Source organism: Brotomerdimonas butyrica, assembly GCF_025567305.1.
Lineage (GTDB): Bacteria > Bacillota > Clostridia > Peptostreptococcales > Anaerovoracaceae > Lentihominibacter > Lentihominibacter butyricus.
Map to the genome: position 1 here is coordinate 1 of NZ_JAOQJP010000009.1, position 24,221 is coordinate 24,221.

At 47.1% G+C, this 24,221-nt stretch carries 15 protein-coding genes; all 15 read left to right on the forward strand.

Annotated features, from left to right (window positions below):
- The first annotated feature begins 800 nt into the window (after nt 1–800).
- The 15 genes from OCV59_RS07305 to OCV59_RS07375 all read left to right on the forward strand — a co-directional run bounded on the left by OCV59_RS07305 (nt 801) and on the right by OCV59_RS07375 (nt 24,034).
- Nucleotides 801–4,751: a cell wall-binding repeat-containing protein gene (locus OCV59_RS07305; protein WP_147593837.1), complete on the forward strand. Its 3,951-nt coding sequence runs from the start codon at nt 801–803 to the stop codon at nt 4,749–4,751.
- Nucleotides 4,752–4,988: 237 nt separating this feature from the next.
- A complete protein-coding gene (locus OCV59_RS07310; protein ID WP_147593838.1) occupies nt 4,989–8,060 on the forward strand; it encodes an RICIN domain-containing protein in 3,072 nt (1,023 codons plus the stop codon).
- Nucleotide 8,061: 1 nt separating this feature from the next.
- Nucleotides 8,062–10,713, forward strand: a complete 2,652-nt coding sequence (locus OCV59_RS07315; RefSeq protein ID WP_147593839.1) for a cell wall-binding repeat-containing protein — start codon at nt 8,062–8,064, stop codon at nt 10,711–10,713.
- Between the two features lie 30 nt (nt 10,714–10,743).
- Complete coding sequence (locus OCV59_RS07320) at nt 10,744–11,880, forward strand: DegT/DnrJ/EryC1/StrS family aminotransferase (protein WP_147593840.1); 1,137 nt, start codon at nt 10,744–10,746, stop codon at nt 11,878–11,880.
- Between the two features lie 156 nt (nt 11,881–12,036).
- Nucleotides 12,037–13,344: an O-antigen ligase family protein gene (locus OCV59_RS07325; RefSeq protein ID WP_147593841.1), complete on the forward strand. Its 1,308-nt coding sequence runs from the start codon at nt 12,037–12,039 to the stop codon at nt 13,342–13,344.
- 491 nt (nt 13,345–13,835) lie between these two features.
- Nucleotides 13,836–15,194 carry a hypothetical protein gene (locus tag OCV59_RS07330; protein ID WP_147593842.1) on the forward strand — a complete coding sequence of 453 codons (1,359 nt, stop codon included), beginning with the start codon at nt 13,836–13,838 and terminating at the stop codon, nt 15,192–15,194.
- A 149-nt stretch (nt 15,195–15,343) separates the two neighbouring features.
- Complete coding sequence (locus tag OCV59_RS07335; protein WP_147593843.1) at nt 15,344–16,054, forward strand: IspD/TarI family cytidylyltransferase; 711 nt, start codon at nt 15,344–15,346, stop codon at nt 16,052–16,054.
- A 1-nt stretch (nt 16,055) separates the two neighbouring features.
- The gene (locus tag OCV59_RS07340; RefSeq protein ID WP_147593844.1) at nt 16,056–17,081 is read left to right on the forward strand and encodes a zinc-binding dehydrogenase; all 1,026 of its coding nucleotides are present in this window, start codon (nt 16,056–16,058) and stop codon (nt 17,079–17,081) included.
- A gap of 16 nt (nt 17,082–17,097) precedes the next feature.
- Complete coding sequence (locus OCV59_RS07345; RefSeq protein WP_262584208.1) at nt 17,098–18,819, forward strand: glycosyltransferase family 2 protein; 1,722 nt, start codon at nt 17,098–17,100, stop codon at nt 18,817–18,819.
- 1 nt (nt 18,820) lies between these two features.
- On the forward strand, nt 18,821–19,966 hold the full coding sequence (locus tag OCV59_RS07350) for a CDP-glycerol glycerophosphotransferase family protein (protein ID WP_147593846.1): 1,146 nt from the start codon (nt 18,821–18,823) through the stop codon (nt 19,964–19,966).
- A gap of 84 nt (nt 19,967–20,050) precedes the next feature.
- Nucleotides 20,051–20,884 carry an AAA family ATPase gene (locus OCV59_RS07355; protein WP_147593952.1) on the forward strand — a complete coding sequence of 278 codons (834 nt, stop codon included), beginning with the start codon at nt 20,051–20,053 and terminating at the stop codon, nt 20,882–20,884.
- 4 nt (nt 20,885–20,888) lie between these two features.
- The gene (locus OCV59_RS07360; RefSeq protein WP_147593847.1) at nt 20,889–22,082 is read left to right on the forward strand and encodes a vWA domain-containing protein; all 1,194 of its coding nucleotides are present in this window, start codon (nt 20,889–20,891) and stop codon (nt 22,080–22,082) included.
- A 186-nt stretch (nt 22,083–22,268) separates the two neighbouring features.
- Nucleotides 22,269–22,637, forward strand: coding sequence for a CidA/LrgA family protein (locus OCV59_RS07365; protein ID WP_147593848.1), 369 nt, complete (start codon nt 22,269–22,271; stop codon nt 22,635–22,637).
- Nucleotides 22,630–23,322, forward strand: a complete 693-nt coding sequence (locus OCV59_RS07370; protein WP_147593849.1) for an LrgB family protein — start codon at nt 22,630–22,632, stop codon at nt 23,320–23,322. Before OCV59_RS07365 ends, OCV59_RS07370 begins: the two co-directional genes overlap by 8 nt.
- A gap of 31 nt (nt 23,323–23,353) precedes the next feature.
- Nucleotides 23,354–24,034 carry a FadR/GntR family transcriptional regulator gene (locus OCV59_RS07375; RefSeq protein WP_147593850.1) on the forward strand — a complete coding sequence of 227 codons (681 nt, stop codon included), beginning with the start codon at nt 23,354–23,356 and terminating at the stop codon, nt 24,032–24,034.
- Nucleotides 24,035–24,221 lie beyond the last annotated feature (187 nt).

Sequence of the window (24,221 nt, forward strand, 5' to 3'; positions counted from 1 at the left end):
AAAAAAAAACAACAGAGCATACCTTTTTGAGATATACTCTGTCTTGTTGTTTTAAGAAACGCCCGGTCCAATGTCGCTTAACTTAATGACATTGGTTACGTGCCGTTTTCTTTTTTAAGATCAATGGCGGCGGATGGTTATTAGAAAGGTATGCAGGGTATGCAGGAGAGAAATATAGTTGGAATAAAAAAGAAAATGAGAAAAATATTGTAAAATAATCGCAAGAATGATACAATGAAAACAGAGAAGCCTGAGACACGGTGGACGGAAGCTCCCTGGAAAGGGAGGTGATACTATGATTACATATGAAGCCCTGAGTGCATTCTGCACCGCCGGACTTTTGATAGTCGCAGTTATCGCCTTGTTGAAAGACAAGCATTAGTTTTTACAGGAAGTAAAAACTCCGTCCCAACCTCTATAATGTGACGGAGTAATTACTTCAAATCATTATGGGAGCAGCCGTTCATCGGCTTCTCTTTTCTAATAAAACTATACATCCCTGGCAGGTGTCTGTCAATACTTTTCAAGGTCTATATGATGGTTTGATAGAGCATATGGTTTGTGGTAATATTTTTCTTCAGACCTTTGCATACATACGATGAAAATAATAGATCTGCTGAGCAAAAATCAGGTGGATATTGCAAAGATGCAGCCTGCTCTTTTTGTTACATTTTACGAACTGATTGTTACTTATATGTGAACGGAGAGTTCGATTGTGATATAATAAGATGTCTAAATATAGCGACGGGATATAGAAAAATGTAGAGATAACGTTATATCACAGAGAAAGGAACGAGAAGATGGAGTGGATAAGGAAAAGGAAATTTAACAGAACGATAATCGCCGCTCTGCTGATGACCATGACAGTCTGGCTGTTGCCGGCAGGGCTCATGGCGGATAAGGCCGAGGCGGCGACCACATTGAAAAATCCGAGAATCGTTGAGGATTCATCAATGTATGCCGGGCAGAAGGTGACCTGGGACTGCGTATGGTTCGGCAGTTATCCTCAGTCAGAGGTGGTGTGCGAAACTGACAGTGATGCGATAGCAAACCTTGAGACAATGAACACTAACTTCGGTGTAGAGTATTCAAAGGTAAGTGAAAATATCTGGAACAGCATAGTGAATGCGAGTTATGACGGCAACGGTGATGCTAAAGTTGGGAGCACAAAGTACCGCAGGATAAAGAAGGGCGATGCGACATATGCGACTTACGGTGACAGCAACTATTATAAGTGGGGCGATGATACTGTTCGATATTTCAGATACGAACCGATCAAATGGCGAGTGCTGAACGTCAATGGGACAGATGCGTTCCTGCTGGCAGACAAAGCTCTTGATGACCAGTGCTATAACAATTCAAATACATCTATCACATGGGAAACATGCACAATTAGGAGCTGGCTCAATGGGTATGACAGCTCTTCTAACAGCTATGGCAGAGACTATACTAAATTCAATTTCATAAACACTGCATTCACATCAAGTGAACGCAGTGCGATAAAAACGACAGAAGTAGCAAACGATAACAATATAAGTTATGGTACAGCAGGCGGCAATGATACAAGTGATAAGGTATTCCTTTTATCGGAAAATGAAGTCTATAATTCTAATACAGCCTTTTCGTATGGTTTTACAAAAAGTGATTCAAAGTGTGATGAAGGTCGCAGATGTAAAAGCAGCACCTTTGCGAAGGCAATGGGTGTGTACAGTAGTATTATAGACAGTAGTACATACGCAGGGAACTGCTTTTGGTGGCTGCGTTCGCCTGGCTATGATACTGATATTGCCGCCGACGTCAGTAATGACGGCCACGTCGTCAGTGGTGGCGGCAGCAGTGTCAACTGTGATGTTTATGCCGTGCGTCCCGCTTTGCATCTTGACCTTTCATCATCTGATCTATATAGCTATGCAGGAACAGTATGCAGTGACGGAACTGTGAACGAAGAGGGCGGTGGTGTGGTGACACCGGACGATCCGGACAGTAATCAGGTCGACGGAACAGTCAGCGTACCATACATATCTTCATATGATAAGACTGACAGGTCTTTGTCCGTTAAATACAGAGACGGATTCTTTACAGCAGGAAACCAAAAATATGATATGGACTTAAGCAAGGTTTCTCTGGGACTTACAATGACCACGATGAAGCAGAAAAAGAGCGGAAGCAAATATGTGTGGGACGACAGCAATACAAAAAGTTTTCTGAAAAACACATTGAAATTCGACGAAGGATACAAGCCATACAACCAGAATAAATCGCTTACGGATACCTCTGATAAGGCTGCTTACGCCATCGCACATAAAAAAGTCTCGATAGATGGCAGTTATACTACGATCGTTGCCGTGGCAGTGAGAAGTGCGAACTATGGTGGCGAATGGTACAGCAACGGACAGGTCAGCGGTGGCAGTGACAGTAAACTCCATAAGGGATTTTCAGGTGCGGCAGCGGAAATATCAGACAGCGTGAAAGCGTATATGAGAGACAACGGGATCAGCAGTGATGCAAAGATATGGATCACAGGCTTCAGCAGGGGCGGTGCAGTTGCGAATCTCACAGGGAGGATGCTTGTGAACAGGTCGGCGGTGAAAGCGGAGAATATGTACTGCTACACATTCGCAGCCCCTCTGACTACGAAGAAGCTTTCCAGATCACAACTAGGTATATTCAACACAGTCAACAGCTTTGATATGATACCGGATGTCCCTATGAAATCATGGGGATTCGGCAGATATGGAGATAACTATTATCTTCCGAGTAAGATGAACAAAGGTTATGCCACACTGAAGAAGCAGGCTGACCAGAGCTTTAATGAGCTTACAGGGCAGAGCTATGGTGTTTACTGGAACCATCTGCTTTTTAAGGAAAAGCTTCTGGATTCTCTTAATGGTGCAGTAGGATATACGGAATCTTCATATGCAAAGAATTTTCAGGGCAATGTGTCCACACTCCTCGGTTCAACTATGGGAGACACTGGAAAGGATGCGGATACTGCAGGTTTACTGAATAGTCTGCTATGTGTAAATATGAAAAGCGTTAATACATCTGTTCTTGCTACGATCGGTACTGTCATACTTGGTATAACAAATGTAAAGGACCTGAGCAAGGGAAGGAACAGCAAACTTTTCAGACAGCACTGGCCGGAAGCATATATGGCATGGCTGCAGCAGGGAAAAGTATACAACAATCTGGGAACGAAGCTAATATCTGTGAAATGCCCTGTGGATGTATACGTATATGATAAGAGTGACGGCAGTCTGGTGGCAGAAATAAAGGATGAGGATTTCGAAAAATTCCAGGAGGAGAATCCGGATATGGCGTTGGAAGCTTATGTGGATGAAAACGGGCAGAAACAGGTGCTCGTACCGGGCGACGGCGATTATACCGTAAAGGTGGTCGCAAGAGAAGACGGCAAGATGAATTATGCGATCTCTGAATATGAAAACGAAGAACTCGTCCGCAAGACGAACTATACAGATGTGAAGATAAAGGAAAATGATGAATTCGAATGTTCACTTGAAGCCGTTTCGGAACCGCTGACAGAAGAATTCGAGCTGATCAAAAACGGAGATATGACGATCCCGCAGACTGAGCAGCTCACGGAAGATAATCTTGAAAGCATCGATATAGATGCTCAGGCAGAAGGAGATGGCGCAGTATTCGGAGGAGGCTCGTATACATCGGGAGACAGTGTTGTACTGAAGGCGGTAACATCCGATACGTCAGTATTCACCGGCTGGTATGAAAACGGAAAACTCATCAGTGAAGAAAGTGACTACGGATTCCTGGCTGAAAAAGACCGCACTATCGTCGGCAAATTCAAGACTGTAAAGGGTGATATTTTCGGCAGCGAAAGCATGATCAGGATCGCCGGCGACAATCGTTACGCTACTTCGACTGCCGCAGCCGATGCTTTGAAGAAGAGCCTCGCAGCCGACAAATTCGAGAACATCATCGTAGCAAGCGGTGCTGACTATCCGGACGCGCTGGCAGGCAGCTACCTTGCAAAGGTGAAAAACGCTCCTGTGATGCTGGTCGGCAAGGATGCGAATACCGAAGCTGATGTCAAGCAGTACATAAACAAGAACCTGAAGAAAAGCGGCACTGTATATCTGCTGGGCGGCACCGGTGTGGTGACTTCGAGGTTCGAAAAGAGTCTGGGAGATTTAAAGGTAGAACGACTCGGCGGTCAGACGAGATATGAGACCAATATAGCGATACTAAAAGCTGCAGGCGTGGATAAGGAAGATCTGCTCGTGTGCACAGGCGAGGGCTTTGCAGACAGTCTGTCGGCGTCAGCAGTCGGCAAACCGATACTGCTCGTAGCAGGCAGCGGTGTGGATGACACTCAGAAGAAATACTTAGGCAGCCTGAAGATAAAGGATATCTATCTGATAGGCGGAACAGGCGTAGTAAGCGATAAGACCGGAACGCAGCTGAAGAAGTATGATCAGGACGATAAGTGTGAGCGTGTAGCCGGACAGAACAGATACCTGACGTCGGTGGCGGTAGCGGAGGAGTTCTTCCCTAAAGGCAGTGACAGTACAGTACTGGCATATGCCATGAATTTCCCTGACGGCCTTGCAGGCGGACCGCTGGCGCTTTCCATAAAAGCTCCGCTGATACTGACAGACAACAGCGGATACAGCGATGCGGTGGCTTATGCAAAGAACGCAGGTATCAAGAAAGCTGTTGTTCTAGGTGGTCCGACGCTGATATCTGATGGCATAGTGAAAAACATAATCAAATAAATATGAAACAGAGAAGACGGCAGCTACGTGCCGTTTTCTTTTTTGCCTTATAGTGGGTGTCTGTCAATACTTTTCAAGGTCTATATGATGGTAATGGTTGCCTCTGGACGTTTGCGAACGTGCACTGCCTGCTCTTTTTGTTTGTGTATTCAATCCTCAGCTGATATAATATATTTTTAGAAGAGAAGAGCCGGAACAGAGTGAATAAGTTGTTGCAATATATATGGAGATATTAGCATGAGATCATCAGTACGAAAAGTGAGGAATGTTGTACTGCTGCTGGCAGCAGTATGTATGCTGCTGGCGGGTACAGAAGTATATGCGGTGGATAAAAGCAGCGATGAGCAGTCAGCGGCTGGGGAAAGCAGGCTGGCGAACAGCTGGAGATTCAAAGACGGCGAGCCGATCGATCCGGCAGATATAGACAGCAGAGACAGCGGAAACGGTGGTGCGATAAAACGGCGGAGTTCTGCGCAGATGCCCGATATCACGAGAAAAGGGATCGACGTCAGTGAATGGCAGTGGGATATAGACTGGGCGAAGGTCAAGGCGAGCGGAATAGAGTTCGCTATAATAAGGTGCGGATACGGCGAGAATCAGACAGACCAGGACGATGCTAAATTTCTCAGGAACGTCACGGAATGCGAAAGACTCGATATACCGTACGGTGTTTACATATATTCATATGCGACAGATACAGCGAGTGCTGCTGACGAAGCCGATCATGTGCTGAGACTGATAAAAGGGCACGATCTTTCCTATCCGGTGTATTTTGATATGGAGGACAAGAGCACCCTGCCGTACAGGGCGAATTTCGGTGCCATAGCATCGGCATTCTGCAGCAAGATATCTGCAGCAGGATATCCCGTAGGAGTATATGCGAACCTCAACTGGTGGAACAATTATCTGACTTCGCCGGTGTTTGACAACTGGTACAAGTGGGTGGCGCAGTACTACACGACATGCCAGTATCAGAAAGAGTATGCGATGTGGCAGTATTCATCGTCAGGAAGCGTCCCGGGGATAAACGGGCATGTGGACATGAACTATCTGATAGGATATCCGGATGACCACGGCAGGAACAATAATGCGGCGATCGATGAAGGCACATATACGATAAGCAGCAAGGCAGATCCTGAAAGAGTCATAAGCATAAAGGATGCATCGGTAAATAACAATGAGTCTGCACAGCTCGATGTGCTTTCCGGCGATGCTGCTTCAAACCAGAAGTTTGAGGTGATATCTGTCGGTGAGAAGCGATACAAGCTTCTTGCAGAGCATTCCGGCAAAGCGCTTGATGTCAGAAACAGCAATAACGAGCCGGGAGCAGAGATGCAGCAGTACGAATGGCATCAGGCAAGAGCTCAGATCTGGGAATTCACGGATGCAGGCGATGGCTACTACTATATAAAATCGAAGCTGGGGACGTATCTCAAGCAGGACGCTGCGGGAAGCAGCGTCCTGACAACTTCGGAGTTTTTTGATGATGATACACTCAAGTGGAAACTGGAACTCACCGGATCGGCAAATATCGATGATGGTATATACAATATAGTTTCTGCAGCAGACAATGATGCGGTGCTGGAGGTAAAAGACGGTGGTGTAGCAGACAGGGTCGCGGTACAGACCGGGAAATACAGCAACTGGATCTCGCAGCAGTATTCAGTGAAATATGTCGATAACGGATATTATCGTATAACAGCAGAACATTCGGGTAAAGTCTTCGATGTGGCGAGCGGTTCAAAAGATGCGGGTGCATCGCTGCAGCAGTACAGGGACAACGGTTCAAATGCGCAGCTGTGGAAATTCGTAGAGACCGGGGATGGACATTACTATCTCAAATCAAAGCTGGGGACGACGGTTACGTTATCGGATAAGAGCGGCGCAGTCAGCATGGAGATCATGGCTTTTGGAGAAGGGCAGAAATGGGAGCTGAAACCAGCTGAACTGACCGTGATCGAAGACGGAGTATATTCCCTGAGAAATAAAAGCAATACATCGAATGCGGCGATAGAAAATAACGGTAATGTAGAACTGGCTGGATATGAAAACTTCATCGAGCAGAAATACAGGATAGAGAAGCAGAAGGACGGATACTGCAGGATAGTTGACATGTCTTCAGGCAAAGTACTCAGTGCAGTGAACGGCTCCGGCTCGTCTGGAACACGTCTCAAGACATCAGACTGGAATGGAAGTGACGTGCAGCTCTGGCGTATCGCAGAGGATGTGAATGGCGGCTATCTGTTGAAGTCAAAGACCGGTGCATTTGCCGTACCGGGGTCTGTAAAGGCTGGAAGCGTCATATCGCTGGGCAGTTTCAATGGAAAAGCTGAACATAAATGGGTGTTCAAGACAGAAAAGCTGATTTACAGTGATAAATCGGCAAATGATGCGAGCGAAAATATCGGCAGGGTGTTCGGCAGCAATGCATCGGTTAGATATGCCGGCGCTGACAGGTACGACACTGCGATCCTGGCTGCCGATGCATTGAAGAAGAGCATGGACGTGAAGCAGTTCGAAAATATCATAATCGCATGTGGCAGCGATTATCCGGATGCGCTTTCAGGCAGCTGTCTGGCAGCAGAAAAGAATGCACCTATACTGCTTATAGATGATAGCTGCAAAGAAAAGATAGAACGCTATGTAGAAAAGAATCTTAAAAACGGTGGGACGGTATACCTGCTGGGCGGAGAAGGTGTTATCTCACGAGATATAGAAAAAAGTCTCAAGGCGCATGCTGTGGTGAAACGTCTTGCAGGAAAGGACAGGTATGGTACGAATATGGCAGTACTAAAGGAAGCGGACGTGACCGGTGAAACGCTGCTGGTATGTTCGGGACAGAGCTTTGCGGACAGCCTGTCAGTGTCTTCTACAGGGCTCCCGATACTTCTTGCCGCTGATACGATGACAGCTGCACAGAAGTCTTATATCTCTGATATAGCCACTGACAGATTTTATATGATTGGCGGCACAGGTGCCGTAAGCAGCAGTGTGGAAAGAACGTGCAAACTACAGGGGGACACTGTAAGGCTGGCGGGAAAGAACCGGTATACGACTTCGACAGCTGTAGCGAGAGCTTTTTACGGGGACTGGAGCAGCAGTGCGGTGCTCGCATATGCTCAGAATTTTCCTGACGGTCTTGCCGGAGGAACGCTGGCAATGTCACTGCAGGCGCCTGTCGTGCTGACAGATAACAGCAGCTTTAGCTATGCCGGATTTTACGGAACAGATGCAGGCTTGGAGAAAGCGGCAGTACTGGGCGGAGTGACTCTGATAAATGATGATGTAGTGAATAAGGTGATAAACTGATATGGATAGAAGCTTTATAAAAAAAATAGTACCTTTGATACTCATAATGCTTTTGCTTTCAGGCAGTGCAGCATTTGCAGCGGAGCCGATCGACGGATCAGGATCTTCGGCGGACAGTTCCGTCGAGGCAGATACTTCAGTGACTGCTGTGTCAGAGGAGCCTGAATATGACAGCGCAGTGAATCAGTTCTATGCAAACGGAAGCAGGATAAGCATTTCATATAATGACGAAGATAGCAGTAAGATCTCATGGAACTCAGCGGATGGCACAGCACATTCGGCCGTGGTCGCTTTTGATACAATAGTGTATGCAGGTGGTCGCAGCCATGAGTATGTCGGAGGATATATAGAGATGACCGGCGGCAGCGTCGATGTTATCGATCTTGGCGGAAAAGGTCAGCGTGTGGGGGCGTCTGAGTTTGTTATGAAAGGTGGAACTGTAGGCAGGCTGGAGCTGGGTAATTCCAATGTAAAGAAACTCGATATAAAAAAAGGTGAATTGAACTCGGTGGGAGCATCATCTGAAACTGTGATGACGGATGCTGAAGTTTTGTTCTTTGATAACATAGTGTCTGTTGATCAGATGCGAGATGCGGGATTCAGCGAAGGACAGCTCAGAGAATATGTATCAGTATGGTTGTATCTGGGCGAAAATGGTATTCTTGAACTGCCGGGGAGCAAGGGCAAATGGAAATATTCTCAGGAGTGGTACTATCTTGGGGCTGTGCCTGAAGGCGAGACCGTGAAAAGTTATGTGACTGATACCAAAGGTGCGGCTTACTACGAGACGCTCAGGAATCCAAAACCATATGACGGGTCCGGATTTTCGGGATGGTATGCCGATAAAAACAAAGATATAGAATGGGATATGGATACACGTGTGATATCGTTAGCAGAATGTCATGTCGAAGACGTAAAGCTGCAGGATGTGGAAGGCGAGACTTTTAAAGAGAAGACCCTGGATCTGTATGCCGGCTGGAATGTAAATTATAAGAGGATATATGGCAAAAACAGATATAATACTTCATATAAAGCAGCTGCGGAATTTATATCTCTGAAAGGAAAAAAGCAGGCGTCAGCAGCAATAATAGCGGATGGAAGCAATTATCCCGATGCCTTGTCAGGAAGTTACCTTGCAGGCGCGGCGGATGCGCCTATATTGCTGGTAGATAAAAAAACTGAAGATGACCTGGTGGCTCAGATATATTCCGACGTTAAGATAGATGGAGTGATATATATACTGGGAGGGACCGGAGCGGTTTCGAAAAACCTTGAAAAAGCACTGTCGGCGAATTACAGGGTCAAGCGTCTTGCGGGAGCAGATCGGTATGAAACAAATCTCAAGATCCTGAAAGAAGGCGACAGGCTGCTTGGGGATAAAAAGCTGCCGGTGATGATATGCACCGGCACGGGTTTTGCAGATTCATTATCAGCTTCAGCTACCGGGAATCCTGTGATGCTGGCAGGCAATAAGCTCACAGAGAGTCAGAAAGAGTATATTTCATCTCTGAAAGACAGAGATGCATATATAATTGGAGGAAACAGTATAGTTTCGAATGCGGTAAAAAAGGAATATGAAACTCTGGCAGGAGGGTCGGCAGAAAGGCTGTATGGAAAAGACAGATATGATACTTCTGTGAAAATAGCGGAACGTTTCTTCGAAGCACCATCATCTGCAGTACTGGTATGCGGTACTGATTTTCCTGATGGTTTGTCAGGAGGGCCTCTTGCGATGAGATCTTCTGCGCCGGTACTGCTTGCGGGCACAGGAGATATGACATCCATAAAAAACTATCTTAAAAAGAACGATGTGGAGATGGAGTATGTACTGGGAGGTCCGTCACTCATACCCGACAGCCTCATGATTCAGCTTGCAGGTACTGAAAGCCCGAGTGATAATATGACAGCAGGGGAACAGCCAGATATAAGAGAAACTGATATCGATGTCGATACAGTCACAAATTCAAAAAAGAAATCGACAAAGAAAAAGGCTGCCAGCATCGACGAGAGATTGAAGACATTAGATCTTGAGGGAATAAACAATGTGATGATAGTAGCGCATCCGGATGATGAAAATTTCTGGGGTGGCTCACACCTTCTGGAAGACGATTATCTTGTAGTTTGCATAACTAATGGGGATAATACTGTCAGAAAGAAAGAGTTTATGAACGCTGCAGAATACAGTGGTGATAAAGGTATGATACTTGAATATCCGGATGTAAAGAATGGCGTGAAAAGCAAATGGCAGGAGTGTCAGGATGATATTTATGCCGATCTGCAGACGGTCCTTGAGTATAAAGACTGGGATATCATAGCTACACATAATCCGGATGGTGAGTATGGTCATATACACCATAAGATAACAGACCGATTAGTGACTAAGATCTGCAGTGAAGATGGAAAAGAAGACAGGTTGTTCTATTTTGAAAAGTTTTTTGAAAAAAATGAGATCCCTCAGAATTTCAAGGGAAATGTGAGCAGCAGCACTTTGATGAAAAAACATGAAATGGCGACATTGTATACAAGTCAGTATAAAGGATATTCAAACAGCCTGATGCAGATGGAGCCGTATGAGTTCTGGATCAGGGCAGATCAATGGGATGAATGCAATAAAATGATGACAAGAGTCTATACTGATACTGAATATAAATAGGAATTTATTATAAGGAGGAAATTTCGTAATATGCAATTCAGAGATTTAAAACAGCAATATCAGGTGTTGAAAAAGGATATCGATGCGGCGATGATAGAGGTCGCAACCAACTGCAACTTTATCAATGGTCAGCAGGTCAAGGATCTGGAAAAAAAGCTGGCAGAATACGTTGGAGTCAGGCACTGTATAACGTGCGGCAACGGGACAGATGCACTTACGATGGCGATGATGGCCTGGGGATTCAAAGAAGGCGATGCGGTATTCGTACCGGATTTCACGTTCTTTTCATCGGGCGAGATAGTTTCGCATGCAGGCGCTACGCCGGTGTTCGTGGATGTCGATATGGATACGTTCAACATTTCAGCAGAGTCGCTGGAAAAGGCGGTAAAAAAGACGTTGGATGAAGGCATACTGAAACCGCAGGCTGTAGTGGCTGTCGATCTTTTCGGACTCCCCGCAGATTTTGCAGCAGTAAGAGCTGTGGCAGACAAATACGGACTCAAAGTGCTGGAGGACGGCGCTCAGGGCTTTGGTGGAAACATCGAAGGCAAGGTTGCGTGCAGCTTCGGAGACATAAGCACGACTTCATTCTTCCCTGCAAAGCCGCTTGGTTGCTACGGGGACGGAGGAGCGGTCTTCACTGATGATGACGAAATCGCAGCGCTCCTTGAATCTATCAGAGTACATGGCAAAGGCGAGATGAAATATGATAATGTCAGGATCGGACTGAATTCGAGACTTGATACGATCCAGGCAGCAGTTCTTGATGTAAAGCTCAGGGCATTCGACGATTATGAGCTGGTCGATATAAACAAGGCTGCTGACAGGTATACGGAAAAACTCTCGGCGCTTGGAGAAAAGGTGAAGACTCCTGTGATACCTGCAGGTTTTTACTCCAGCTGGGCGCAGTACACGATACAGCTCAGTGACAGGAAAACCAGAGACGATCTGCAGGCGGCGCTGAAAGCTGAAGGCATCCCTAGCATGGTATATTATCCGAAGCCTATGCACAGACAGGAAGCTTTTGCAGGACAGGCATATGATGATGCAGAGTTTCCGAACACACTGAAACTGTGTGATACAGTGCTTTCACTGCCGATGCATCCATATCTGACAGATGAGGATATTGATATGGTAGTCGATGTGATAAAAAAGTTTTTTGAATAAAATCAGAGAAGTAAATAAGCGGGTATCTTCGTTTGTGTGAAGATGCCCTTTTTTCCTGTTATGGTTTGTGATAAAATCCAGACATAGCAGACTGGGTTGAAATATTTGACATATCACGACAGGAGAAGTTTTACAAGTAAGAAAGGCAGAAATCTAATGGAAACAGTTTATACGAGTTCATGGTTGAACAGGCTGCATTTACTGAGCAGCAGGATACTGATGCCGCTGATGGCAGTATTGTTCATATGTACGAATACCGTGATCAATTTATGGATAGATGAACGGATGGAGACTATACAGAACATCATAGCAATACTGCTACTTCTGATAGTTGCATGCTATCTGTTATCAGCACCGAGAGAACGGCTGCGCCCCTGGATAAAAAGTAATATACTGGTGATCGCGTATTTCGTCGTAAGACTGATTTCGTTATGGCAATGCGGATTTGATTACAGTGTGATACGTACGATATGTTTTGAAATGTTTTTTCTTATAGGTATCTGTGGATTTACAGTGGACTCGAGGACAGGAAACCGATTCTATGTGAAATTTTTCATATGGTTCGAAGTGATAGCAACGGCTTTGTGTGCATTGATTTTTCTGCTGATGCCGCATCTGGGAGCAAACATGCAGCATGTGATCATTGAATTTTCATATTATGAAAAGGCAGAAAATGCAGCATTTTTCAGTAATGTAAATACTGCAGGGATAATGGCGGGCTTTTCGATAGTGCTGGCATTTATAATGTATCATAAAGATATGTTTGCAAAAAAGCTTATTATAGCATTTGGTATTTATAATATTTGTGCGCTTTTATATTTCGGTTCGAGGGCGGCAGAAGTTGGTATGGCAGCTGTTGTTTTATTTTTCGTGATAAAAAAGGTGTTTTCTGGAATCGATGCCAAGAAACTTACGATAGTAGCTCTATGTCTTATGGTTCTAACACTTGTCCCATTATATGCGATGATAGGGTATCATGAAAGCCAGGCGACACTCTCATACAGAGGTTTTGAACGAAAACTGGATAATGTCAGCACGGGGCGTTATTCGATATGGAAAGAATGTTACATAACGCAGAAAGATTCACTTCTTGTAGGTATGGGAAATCTGAAACTGGAGCAGGATGCAAGAAAGGAAATGGTAGCGGCAAACCATTGTGGAGAATACTGGTGGTATGAAATGGCAGCTGAACTCGGTCCGCACAATGGCTATATAAGCATGATATCCGGTGCAGGCTGGCTGGGACTGCTGCTGTTTATCGCAATTCTGATACAGCGAATCAGGCGTTCTAAAAATCTTGAAAAAGGCAACTGGTACCTGATGCTGGTGTTCATTTTTGCGATCAATTGCTTCGAGAGCCTGTTTATCCTGAACCGGTTCTTCGCATGTTTCTATATGTTCCTGATACTGGAGTCGGACTGGGAGAAGGAAGATGATGCAAACCAGATAGTTTTCAAGCTGTGATTTTATAAATATAACTATATTCATGTCAGTCGCACAGGAGCTGATTGAAAGGTATTGACAGACACCTGATGAAGCGGTATAGTTTTTATAGAAAAGAGAAGCCGATGAACGGCTGCTCCCATAATGTGTAGAGTAAATACTCCGTCACATCATAGGGTTGAGGACGGAGTTTTTACTTCCTGTAAAAACTAATGCTTGTCTTTAAACAAGGCAATAACTGCGACTATCAAAAGTCCGGCAGTGCAGAATGCACTCAGGGCTTCATATGTAATCATAGTATCACCTCCCTTTCCAGGGAACTTCCGTCCACCGTGTCTCAGGCTTCTCTGATTTCATTGTATCATTGCCGCAAAGTTTTTACAATATTTTTCTGTTTTTCTTTTTTATTCCATTTTATCATCGAATTTTTTGATTCCCGCCAGCTATTTACTGCAACTTTCAAATAACATATAATTAAAGAAAGTGCGGCGCAGGAAGACCGCACAGCTGGTATGATCGTACCGTTAATAAGACATCATGGAAGAGGAAGTGATATCGTGAAATGCAGCGGCACAGCGGAAGCTGCAAAAGGCAGAAGACTCAACGAAGACAGAGAACGTATAATAAAACTGTGCGATTCATGCAAGGACGACACAGGCTTCATATCATACAAAAAGTCCGTAGGACTCAGGGAAAAACTCGAATCGTATATGAACGATGTGGTGCGCGGTGAGCTTCTGGGGGAACTCAGATATCGCGACGCATTCGATATGACGAGTTTCATCATGGAAGAGATATGCAGGCTGAGTATCGATGATGCGGGAAGCATCACGGAGTCGCTGATGTACAGGTGCAAGTACACGATCCTTCATATAATTGACAAGAGCGGTGATGATGAGCTGACGAAAGATATTTTCGACTGGCTCGGCGGTATCGTGGAGCTGGAGGAAAAAGAATATGTGGACGACCAGATAAAATCACTCTGGCTGAAGGCCTTTAACAAAAAGGAGTATCTGAAGGTAAAGCTCGATACTGCGCTCCGTAAGGTCGATTCCTGTGCGGCAGCAGACGAAGATCCGGGAAAATGTCCGGGCCTTTCAGAATGGCTGCGTGCGTTTTTCCATATCGCCGGCAGGATGAAACTGAGCGATGCGGAAATAATGCCGGTGGCCGAAAAGTTCCGGGTGCTTCCGGCGGTCAGAAACTGCATGGTGGACAGGTATACTGACGGTGGACGTTACGAGGAAGCTGTAAAGGTGCTGCGCGAGAGCATGGAGCTTGAGGCGGATGATCCCGTCAAGGTGGCTTCGTACAGCAGACGTATAGTCGATATATATGAAGAGTCGGGGAATCGCCGGGGCATGAAGGAAGAACTCAAGGCTATCGTGCTCGTATATGACCGCGGAAGTCTGGAGGATTTCAGAAGACTAAAATCATGCTACAGCAGAGAACTGTGGAGAAAACTGCGCGATGGGATCCTGGACGAGCTGAAGGACGAACCGGGTATCGGCAGGCTTTACTGCGAGGAGGAGATGTTCGAAAAACTGATGGAATTCGTCGCAGCAGACGGCAGTATAGAGGTGCTGGATGAATTCAGACCCGTGCTCAAAAACAGGTACAGAGAAGAGATGCTGGCGCTTTACGAAAAGATCGTGCGTGAAAAGCTGGCGCATGCCAGGGCGCAGAGGCATTACAGGAGTATGACCGCCGTGATGAGGAGGATGAAAGACATACCCGGCGGAGATGTAGTGATAGAGGAACTCGACGAGGAATTCAGGATAAAATATCCGAACCACAAGAGTATGATAAATGAACTCGATATACTTTACAGAGAGAAGATAAAGCGTGGCGGTATCATCCTTTTAGACTGACATATACTCGCGCATACTTTTTAAGCATGTCTGCGTGCACTTTTTTATTTGCGCCATTTATGGTAAAATAATAATGTATGCGCAGAGGCAGAGAGCTCTGCGCATGTCGGACGTTAACAAAGAATCATATCACTGAGAAAGGTGGACTTATGATATACGGAGTAATCCTTGCGGGAGGCATAGGCAGCCGCATGGGGAACAAGGAAAAACCTAAGCAGTATATAAACATAGGCGGCAAGCCTATAATCCTGCACACAGTAGAAAAATTCTGCATGTGCAGCGAATTTGAAAAAATACTGATACTCTGTCCGGAGGACTGGATCGAGTACACGAAAAATCTGATAAAGAAGCACGTATCGGACACGGACCGCATCGAAGTGATCGAGGGCGGCGCGACGAGAAATGAAACGATCATGAACTCGATCGCGTACATAGACGACGTCGGTCATCTCGATGACGACACGGTCATCGTGACGCATGATGCCGTAAGGCCGTTCGTGACATACAGGATACTGAAAGCGAACATAGACGCTGCGCAGCGATATGGTGCATGCGATACGGTGATACCTGCAACGGATACGATAGTAGAGAGCAGGAACGGCAGCATCATATCAGATATACCGGACAGGTCGGTCCTCTATCAGGGCCAGACGCCGCAGAGCTTCAAGGCTGTGAAGCTGCGTGCGCTTTACGAGGACCTGACTGATGAGGAAAAAAACATACTGACGGATGCAGCCAAGATATTTGTGATCAGAGGAGAAGATGTATATCTTGTAAAGGGCGAGAATTCCAATATCAAGATAACATACCCGTACGACCTGACGGTAGCGGAAAGCCTGCTCCAGACGAAAGGTGAGTAAGATGCTCAATACGATTTACAGACTGGTGGAACCCAGAAAAATAGAAGTTGAATTCAATGAAATAGACACGAAAGCGGACAGCGTGATAGTCAGACCGACGCACCTTTCCATATGCAACGCGGATCAGCGATATTACCAGGGGACGAGAGCACCGGAAGTGCTGGCGAAGAAGCTGCCGATGGCGCTGATACACGAAGGGATCGGAGTGGTGGTGCACGACAGCAGAGGTGAGTTCGTACCGGGCGAGGCCGTGGTGATGATCCCGAACACACCTGTAGAGAGCGATCCGTTCATCGCGGAGAACTACCTGCGTTCCAGCAGATTCAGAGCGAGCGGCTTTGACGGATTCATGCAGGACAACGTGGCGATGGGCAGAGACCGCGTAGTCAGACTGCCGGATCATATCGACCGCGAAGTGGCGGCGTTCCTGGAGATAATCTCGGTGAGCAACCATGCAGTCGGCAGGTTCGACAGGTTTTCACACGGGAGAAAGGACCACATCGCAGTGTGGGGAGACGGCAACCTGGGATATATCACGTCGCTGTTCCTCAGATACAGATATCCGGATGCGAAGCTCTATATAATGGGAGTCAATCGCGACAAGCTCACGGGATTTTCATTTGCAGATGAGACTTTCGACGTGCGTGAGATCCCGGATGACATCGTGATAGATCACGCTTTCGAATGTGTAGGGGGGACAGGCGCGCCGAAGGCTATCGATCAGATCATCGATCATATCAGACCGGAGGCGACGATCGGCATCCTGGGTGTTTCGGAGAACCCTGTACCGGTCAATACCAGGATGATACTGGAAAAGGGTCTGCGCGTATTCGGCAGCAGCCGTTCCGGCAGGCAGGACTTCATCAGCACGATAGAGATGTTCACGGAGCATCCGGAAATGGTCGCGCTGATGAAAAACATAGTCGGTGACGTGGTGGACGTCAGGAGTATCGAAGACATGCACACCGCGTTTCAGAAAGATATAGCCAAGGCAGGCGGCAAGACGATAATGCTTTGGAATGTATGAGGATTCAAGAGGTAGTATGTGTAAAGTTTCTGTTATCGTACCAGTGTACAATGTTGAAGATTATATAAGGGACATGCTGGAGTCAGTGCAGCGTCAGTCGTTTGAGGACTTCGAAGTAGTGATAGTCAATGACGGCTCGACTGACGGCTCGCAGGCGATCATAGATGAGTTCTGTCGTGAAGACAACAGGTTCAGGTGTTTTGTAAAGGCTAACGGCGGCGTTGCCTCGGCACGCAACAAGGGACTGGACAAGGCTCGCGGCGAATACGTGGTGTTTTATGATCCTGACGACCTCATCCCTGAGGACAGCCTGGAAAAGATGTACGGCACCGCCGAAGCATCCGGTGCGGACATGGTGATAGGTGTGATGGAGGAAAAAAGCCTCGGAGAGTCGCTCATCTACATGCATTCGCAGAAGCTGGCAAAGCAGAAGAGGATAAGTCCTCTCGACCGTCACTTTTTCGGGGCGTGGTCGCTGTGCAACAAGATGTTCTCGCTGGATTTCCTGAAAAGGACAGGCATAAGAGTAGAAAAGATGTCGAACGCAGAAGACGGCGTCTTTACTTTCTGTGCGCTCAACCGCACGAAGAAGATAAGCGGCTGCGACACGATCGCGTACAATTATATAAAGCGCCCGTTCTGGCTGTCACCGTCCGCAACACAGATCATAAGCAGCAGATATCTTGACGGCCTGCTGGAGTCGCATGACAGGATACTTCAGGAGGCACAGCGGCTTGCGGACAGATATCTGAAGACTGCAGCTCAGAAGAGGGCATATCTCGAACCCCTGTACATACGCTTTATCGAGGGGGAAATGATAAACGGATATTACCGCGGCATATGGCGTGCTCAGGAAGACCTGACAGACAGGATGATGTACAGGACAAAGATGTATAAAGCGCACGTTTCAGACAAAGAGTGGGACAGACTGCTGAAGCGCCATGAGGATATAGATCTGGCAAAAGGATTCATGCAGCCTTCTGTCATGGCTGCGAAGCCTAAGGTTTCCATAATACTGACTGCAGGAGGTTCCGCGAAGAAGCTGGATATGATACTGGGGAGCATATACAATCAGCTGTTCCCGATGTTCGAGGTACTGGTGCCTGTCGAAACGTATGGCAAGATAGACAATATATACAGGAGAAAGGCCAATCTCAGGACCGTCGACAGCATAAACGGATCCTCTTTCGGATACGAAGCCATGAAATCGGCAAAGGGCGAATACGTGCTGGTTTTCAATGAATTTGCCATGTTCACGAAAAACTCGCTGAAGCAGATGGTGATGAAGCTGATGAAGAACAGCAGTCTGGATTTCGTATCGATGCTGATGAAGCGGTATGACGGTGAAAAATACGAACAGATCCCGTGCCTGAGCGCATCTTACGGATACACGAAAAGCGGAGCGACGAAAAACAGCAGACTGACGATGTATGACACGTTCCTTTCGAACAAGCTGTTCAGAAAAGATGTGATGTCCGACTTTGATTTCGGCAGCGACACGGTCAGGGCGGTGCACAAGCTGTACAGAACGCTCAATTTCATGAAGCTGCGAAAAGGCGTGATGATAACTGATATGTCGGAGGAGGACATCATGGCAAGGGCCGGATGTGATGTGAACAGATTTGCGATCAGAGCCGGATACCTCAGGAACGAGACCGTGCGAAAGATGACCGAAAGCCTGAAGCGACACATAACGAGAGAAGATATAGATAAATTCAGGAGAAGACTGGGAAGATAACATGAAGATCGTTTTTAAAGCCCTTCTGGGGATATTGAATTTGATATACGGCGTGATGAAGCTGTTTCCTGTAAAGGAAAGGATCACGTTCATAAGCCGTCAGAGCAATGAAAAGTCGGAGGATATGCTCCTTCTGGAGCGTGAGCTGAGGCGGCAGATGCCGGGAACCGAGCTGGTGTTCCTGTGCCGCAGGATCGACGGCGGGATAGGATCGAAGATAGGATACTGCTTCCACATACTGACGCAGATGAAATATATCGCGACATCAAAGGTCGTTGTGCTCGACTCGTACTGCATAAGCGTGAGCGCGCTCAGGCAGCGCAGATCTCTTGTGGTGATACAGATGTGGCACGCGCTCGGATCACTGAAAAAATTCGGGCTGAGCATAGTCGGTGAAGGCGAAGGCAGGGATGCGGATATCGCAGACGTCTTCGCGATGCACCGGAACTATACTCATGTGCTGACGAGCAGTCACGCGTGTGCTCCGAACTTTGCAGAGGCTTTCGGATATGACATGGATCACATGGTGGTGATGTCGCTGCCGAGAGTCGACAAGCTGACGAGCTGGGAGATCAAGGAGGACGCGCTGCGCAGGATATACAGCGAGTACCCTGACTTCAGGGACAAAAAGGTAGTCGTATATGCGCCGACGCTCCGTGTGGGACGAGACATATCTGCAGAGACTGCCGAGCTCGCGGCAGCCTTTTCCGCACCGGAATACATATTCGTGGTAAAGAAGCATCCGCTTACGGATATCGACTTCGAACACGGTGAAAACTGCATCATCGATGACCGTTTCACGACGCTCGAGATGCTTTTCGCTGCAGACTGCGTGATATGTGATTATTCGGCGGTGATATTCGAGGCTGCGATAATAGGAAAGCCGATGTTCTTCTATACGTTCGACTATGACACCTACGGAGTGAAACGGGACTTTTACATAGACTACAGAGCCGAGATGCCGGGACTCATGTCCCCCGATCCGCAGATGCTGGAGCGAGCCGTGGCGAACGACGACTGCGACCTCAGCCGCGTGCGGGCCTTTGCACATAAATATGTGGAAAACCAGGAGAACTGCACAAAGAAACTTGCGGCTTTCATAGAAGAGCAGTACAGGCAGTACGGCGACAAAAAGCTTGAAAAATAGAGCTTTTTGATATATCATAAAATTTGTGACAATTACAGCTGAGGCTGTTTTGATTAGCTTAAGGAGATGAATGGAAAGATGAATATGAATGTTTTTAAGGGAAGCGACAAGTATGTCGTTACCAATGAACTTATGAATGCAGTAAACGTATCTATCGCGCTGGAAAAGCCGCTCCTCATCAAGGGAGAACCGGGAACAGGCAAGACTATGCTGGCAGAGGCGATAGCGGACGCTCTCGATATGGAGCTGATAATCTGGGGTATCAAATCGACTACGAAGGCTCAGGAAGGTCTCTACGTGTACGATACAGTGCAGAGACTGTACGACAGCCAGTTCGGCGAAGGAAACGTAGGCGATATCAGCCAGTACATCAAGCTCGGAAAGCTCGGGGAAGCGTTCACTTCGGACAAGCAGGTCGTGCTCCTGATCGACGAGATCGACAAGGCTGACCTCGAATTCCCTAACGACCTCCTCTGGGAGCTCGACAAGATGGAGTTTTACATAAATGAAACCAAGGAAACTGTAAAGACAAAGTACAGACCTATTGTTATCATCACATCGAATGCAGAAAAGGAACTGCCTGACGCATTCCTCAGAAGATGTATCTTCCACTACATCGAATTCCCTACAAAGGAAAAGATGGAAGAGATCGTAAATGTGCACTTCGGAGATATCGACAGAAAGCTCAGCGAAAAGGCACTCGAGGCATTCTACGAGCTCAGAGGAATGGATGACCTGCAGAAGAAGCCGAGCACATCAGAGCTTCTTGACTGGATACAGGCGCTGATGATAAGTGGTGTGGACATCAATAACCTGAAGAAGGAAATGCCGTTCGTAGGCGTGCTTCTCAAGAAGAACCAGGATATCGATGTGATGCATGAAATAAATGAGAAAGGATACTCGCTTAAGAGATGGTAACGCTATGTTTTTAGAATTTTTTTACCTGCTTAGAGCAAAAGGTTTGGAAGTTTCTATAAACGAGTGGATGATACTTGTAGAGGCTCTTGACAAAGGGCTGGCGCATTCGTCTCTTATGGGATTTTACAATTTGTGCAGGAGCATCCTGATAAAGTCGGAATCCGAGTACGATAAGTTCGATGCTGTTTTTGCGGAGTACTTCAAGAACGTGCAGACGCCTGACGATCTGCCGCAGGAGTTCTGGGACTGGCTCGACGAGAGCGATCACGAAAGACCGCTTGACGACAAGGGCAAAGGCGATGAATTCCCTAAGGAGCTTGAAGAGCTGCTCGAGATGTTCGAGGAGCGTATCAAGGAGCAGAAGGAAAAGCACGACGGCGGATGCTACTGGATCGGTACGGGCGGAACATCGGTGATGGGCCGCGGCGGATTCCATACTACCGGCATCAGGACAGGCGGTCACAGCCGTCACAAGTCGGCGGTGCAGGTCGCAGGCGAGAGAAACTTCCAGGATTTCAGAGATGACAAGATCTTGGATATAAGACAGTTCCAGATGGCGTTCAGAAGGCTCAGACAGTATTCGTCGAGAGTCGAGGCGCAGGAGACGGAACTCAATATCGACAAGACGATAGACGAGACATGCGATAATGCAGGCATGCTCAAGATAGTATATGACAAGCCGAGGAAAAATACTGTAAAGCTGCTGCTGCTGATAGATTCGGACGGTTCCATGCTTCCGTACAGCAAGCTGTGCAACAGGCTTTTCCAGGCGGTGAGCCAGGCGAACCACTTCAAGGATCTGAAGATATACTATTTCCACAACTGTGTGTACGATCATCTGTACACGACGCCTTACTGCAAGAGAGGCGACTGGATCGAGACAAACTGGGTCCTCAGGAACCTGGACAGCGAGTACAAAGTCATCTTCGTAGGTGATGCGGCGATGGCGCCGTCAGAGCTTTTCAAGAAGGGCGGCAACTCGTACATCGGTCTGTGGAACGAAGAGCCGGGAATGGAATGGCTCTACAAATTCAAGACAAGATACAAGAAACAGATATGGCTCAATCCTATCGACAAGAGCACATGGGAATGGATATACGGCGCAAAGACGATAAATGCGATATCCGAGGTGTTCCCTATGTTCGAGCTTACTCTTGACGGTCTTGAAGCCGGCATCAAGAAACTTCTCGTTAAATAGCAGATATATGCAGGATATGTAAAAGCGCAGGCATGCAGAGTGTCTGCGTTTTTTGCTTGCTGTTTTCAGGAAAAGTTGCCCGCAGTTTTCAGGAAAACCGTATTGACAAAAGCGGAGGATAGTATATAATAAATAATTGGTAGCACCAATTTAAGGAAGGAGTATTGGGAATAGAGAAATACAGACATGAAATATGTGAAGCAATTTTTGATAATACTGGCGATCTCTCTTGCGGGAGAGATCCTGAAATATGTGCTGCCGCTGCCGATACCGGCGAGCATCTACGGGATGGCGATCCTGTTCACAGCTCTTATGACGGGGCTGATAAAGCTGGATGCAGTCCGGGATACGGGCAGGTTCCTGATCGAGATAATGCCGGTCATGTTCATTCCGGCAGGAGTGGGTCTGATGGAGAGCTGGGGCGCTCTCAAGCCTATCCTGCTGCCCGTTGCGATCATCACCGTCGTCACCAGCATCACCGCCATGGGGGCGACCGGACTGCTTTCGCAGTGCGTCATCAGAATTGGAAGGAAGCGAGGTGACGGCAATGAATGAGTTTCTGCAGGATTCGATGTTTGCGGGCGTTACGATCAGTCTGATAGCATATCTGATCGGAGTCATGCTGAAGAAAAAATTCAAGTCGGGGATCTTCAATCCTCTGCTTATTTCCATTGTCGTGTCGATCGCGATACTGGCGATAGGCAAAGTGGATTATGAAACATATAACGAAGGTGCAAAATATCTGAGCTGGCTGCTTACTCCGGCTACCGTGTGTCTGGCGATACCGCTGTATGAGCAGTGGAGCCTTTTGAAAAAGCATTACAAGGCGGTCATGCTGGGTCTTGCTGCAGGAACGGTGACGAGCCTCAGCACTGTGCTGGGACTGTCGCTGCTGTGCGGACTCAGTCATAAAGAGTATGTGACGCTGCTGCCGAAGTCCATCACTACAGCTATAGGCATGGGAGTTTCGGAGGAGCTGGGCGGATATGTGACGATCACCGTTGCAGTGATCATCATCACAGGCGTTTTCGGCAATATGTTCGGTGAACTGATATGCAAAATATTCCGGATAACGGAGCCTGTTTCAAAAGGTCTTGCATTCGGTGCATCTTCCCATGCGATCGGAACGGCAAAGGCCATAGAGATAGGCGAGATCGAAGGTGCCATGAGCAGTCTGGCGATAGCTGTATCCGGAGTGCTGACCGTTGTGCTGGCATCGCTTTATACTCATTTTCTCTGATCCTGTTATGATCCTGTGAGGAGGCGTACGTATGGGTAAATCTGAATCTATGGAATATGAAAAAGTCATAGACTATATAAATCAGCTGATCTGCAGCGGTGAGCTCGGTGTAGGATCGAAGCTGCCGACAGAGAGGTCGATCGCGGAAACACTGGGGATAGGAAGGAATTCCACGCGGGAAGCGCTCAGCATACTGCACGGTATGGGGATGATCCGCAGCGTGCAGGGTTCGGGCAATTATCTGACAGGCGATGCGCACCGCTCCATCCGTCAGATCTGTACGATGATGCTGGCTCTGGGAACTGTCACGAAAAGAGATGTCTGCGAATTCAGGCGAGTGATGGAAAAGTCGGCATGCATGCTTTTGGCTGCGAAGGATCTTGAGGCAGAAGACAGGCAGAAGTTCAGGGGGATCCTTGAAGATATGGAAAGTGCGGCAGACGAGCGGCAGGTGCTGCTGGATCGTGATTTTCACGCACTGCTTTTGCAGGCTACCGGAAATCCACTGATGACGACGATCCTTGATGCGGTGTCAGATGTGTATCAGGAATGGATCGATATCGTTATCAGCAGAGCAGGTGCAGATGAGAAAGCAAAGCTTCATGGATATCACAGAGGTATTGTTGACGGGATATCAGCAGGTGATATGGAAGGTACCGTAAGATGTGTAGATGGACACTATGATCTGATCGAGAAGCTTCTGGAAATATGAATAGTAAGAACAGGAAACCTCCGATCCTGAAATGTTATAAATAAATTGACAGACAGATAAAACGACAAACGTGACTTCGAGCGCCAGACGGCTGCCGGGAGTCACGTTTTGCTTAAGGAATGAAATCGTTATATGGGGGGGCAAGCGTATATGCGGTCTGCATATGGGGTTTTATATGCAGATCGCA

Coding starts and splice junctions, on each gene's coding strand:
- OCV59_RS07345 (WP_262584208.1), top strand. CDS start 17,098: ATGTGTAAAGTTTCTGTTATCGTACCAGTGTACAATGTTGAAGATTAT.
- OCV59_RS07305 (WP_147593837.1), top strand. CDS start 801: ATGGAGTGGATAAGGAAAAGGAAATTTAACAGAACGATAATCGCCGCT.
- OCV59_RS07355 (WP_147593952.1), top strand. CDS start 20,051: ATGAATGTTTTTAAGGGAAGCGACAAGTATGTCGTTACCAATGAACTT.
- OCV59_RS07330 (WP_147593842.1), top strand. CDS start 13,836: ATGATCGTACCGTTAATAAGACATCATGGAAGAGGAAGTGATATCGTG.
- OCV59_RS07370 (WP_147593849.1), top strand. CDS start 22,630: ATGAATGAGTTTCTGCAGGATTCGATGTTTGCGGGCGTTACGATCAGT.
- OCV59_RS07365 (WP_147593848.1), top strand. CDS start 22,269: ATGAAATATGTGAAGCAATTTTTGATAATACTGGCGATCTCTCTTGCG.
- OCV59_RS07310 (WP_147593838.1), top strand. CDS start 4,989: ATGAGATCATCAGTACGAAAAGTGAGGAATGTTGTACTGCTGCTGGCA.
- OCV59_RS07320 (WP_147593840.1), top strand. CDS start 10,744: ATGCAATTCAGAGATTTAAAACAGCAATATCAGGTGTTGAAAAAGGAT.
- OCV59_RS07315 (WP_147593839.1), top strand. CDS start 8,062: ATGGATAGAAGCTTTATAAAAAAAATAGTACCTTTGATACTCATAATG.
- OCV59_RS07350 (WP_147593846.1), top strand. CDS start 18,821: ATGAAGATCGTTTTTAAAGCCCTTCTGGGGATATTGAATTTGATATAC.
- OCV59_RS07360 (WP_147593847.1), top strand. CDS start 20,889: ATGTTTTTAGAATTTTTTTACCTGCTTAGAGCAAAAGGTTTGGAAGTT.
- OCV59_RS07325 (WP_147593841.1), top strand. CDS start 12,037: ATGGAAACAGTTTATACGAGTTCATGGTTGAACAGGCTGCATTTACTG.
- OCV59_RS07335 (WP_147593843.1), top strand. CDS start 15,344: ATGATATACGGAGTAATCCTTGCGGGAGGCATAGGCAGCCGCATGGGG.
- OCV59_RS07340 (WP_147593844.1), top strand. CDS start 16,056: ATGCTCAATACGATTTACAGACTGGTGGAACCCAGAAAAATAGAAGTT.
- OCV59_RS07375 (WP_147593850.1), top strand. CDS start 23,354: ATGGGTAAATCTGAATCTATGGAATATGAAAAAGTCATAGACTATATA.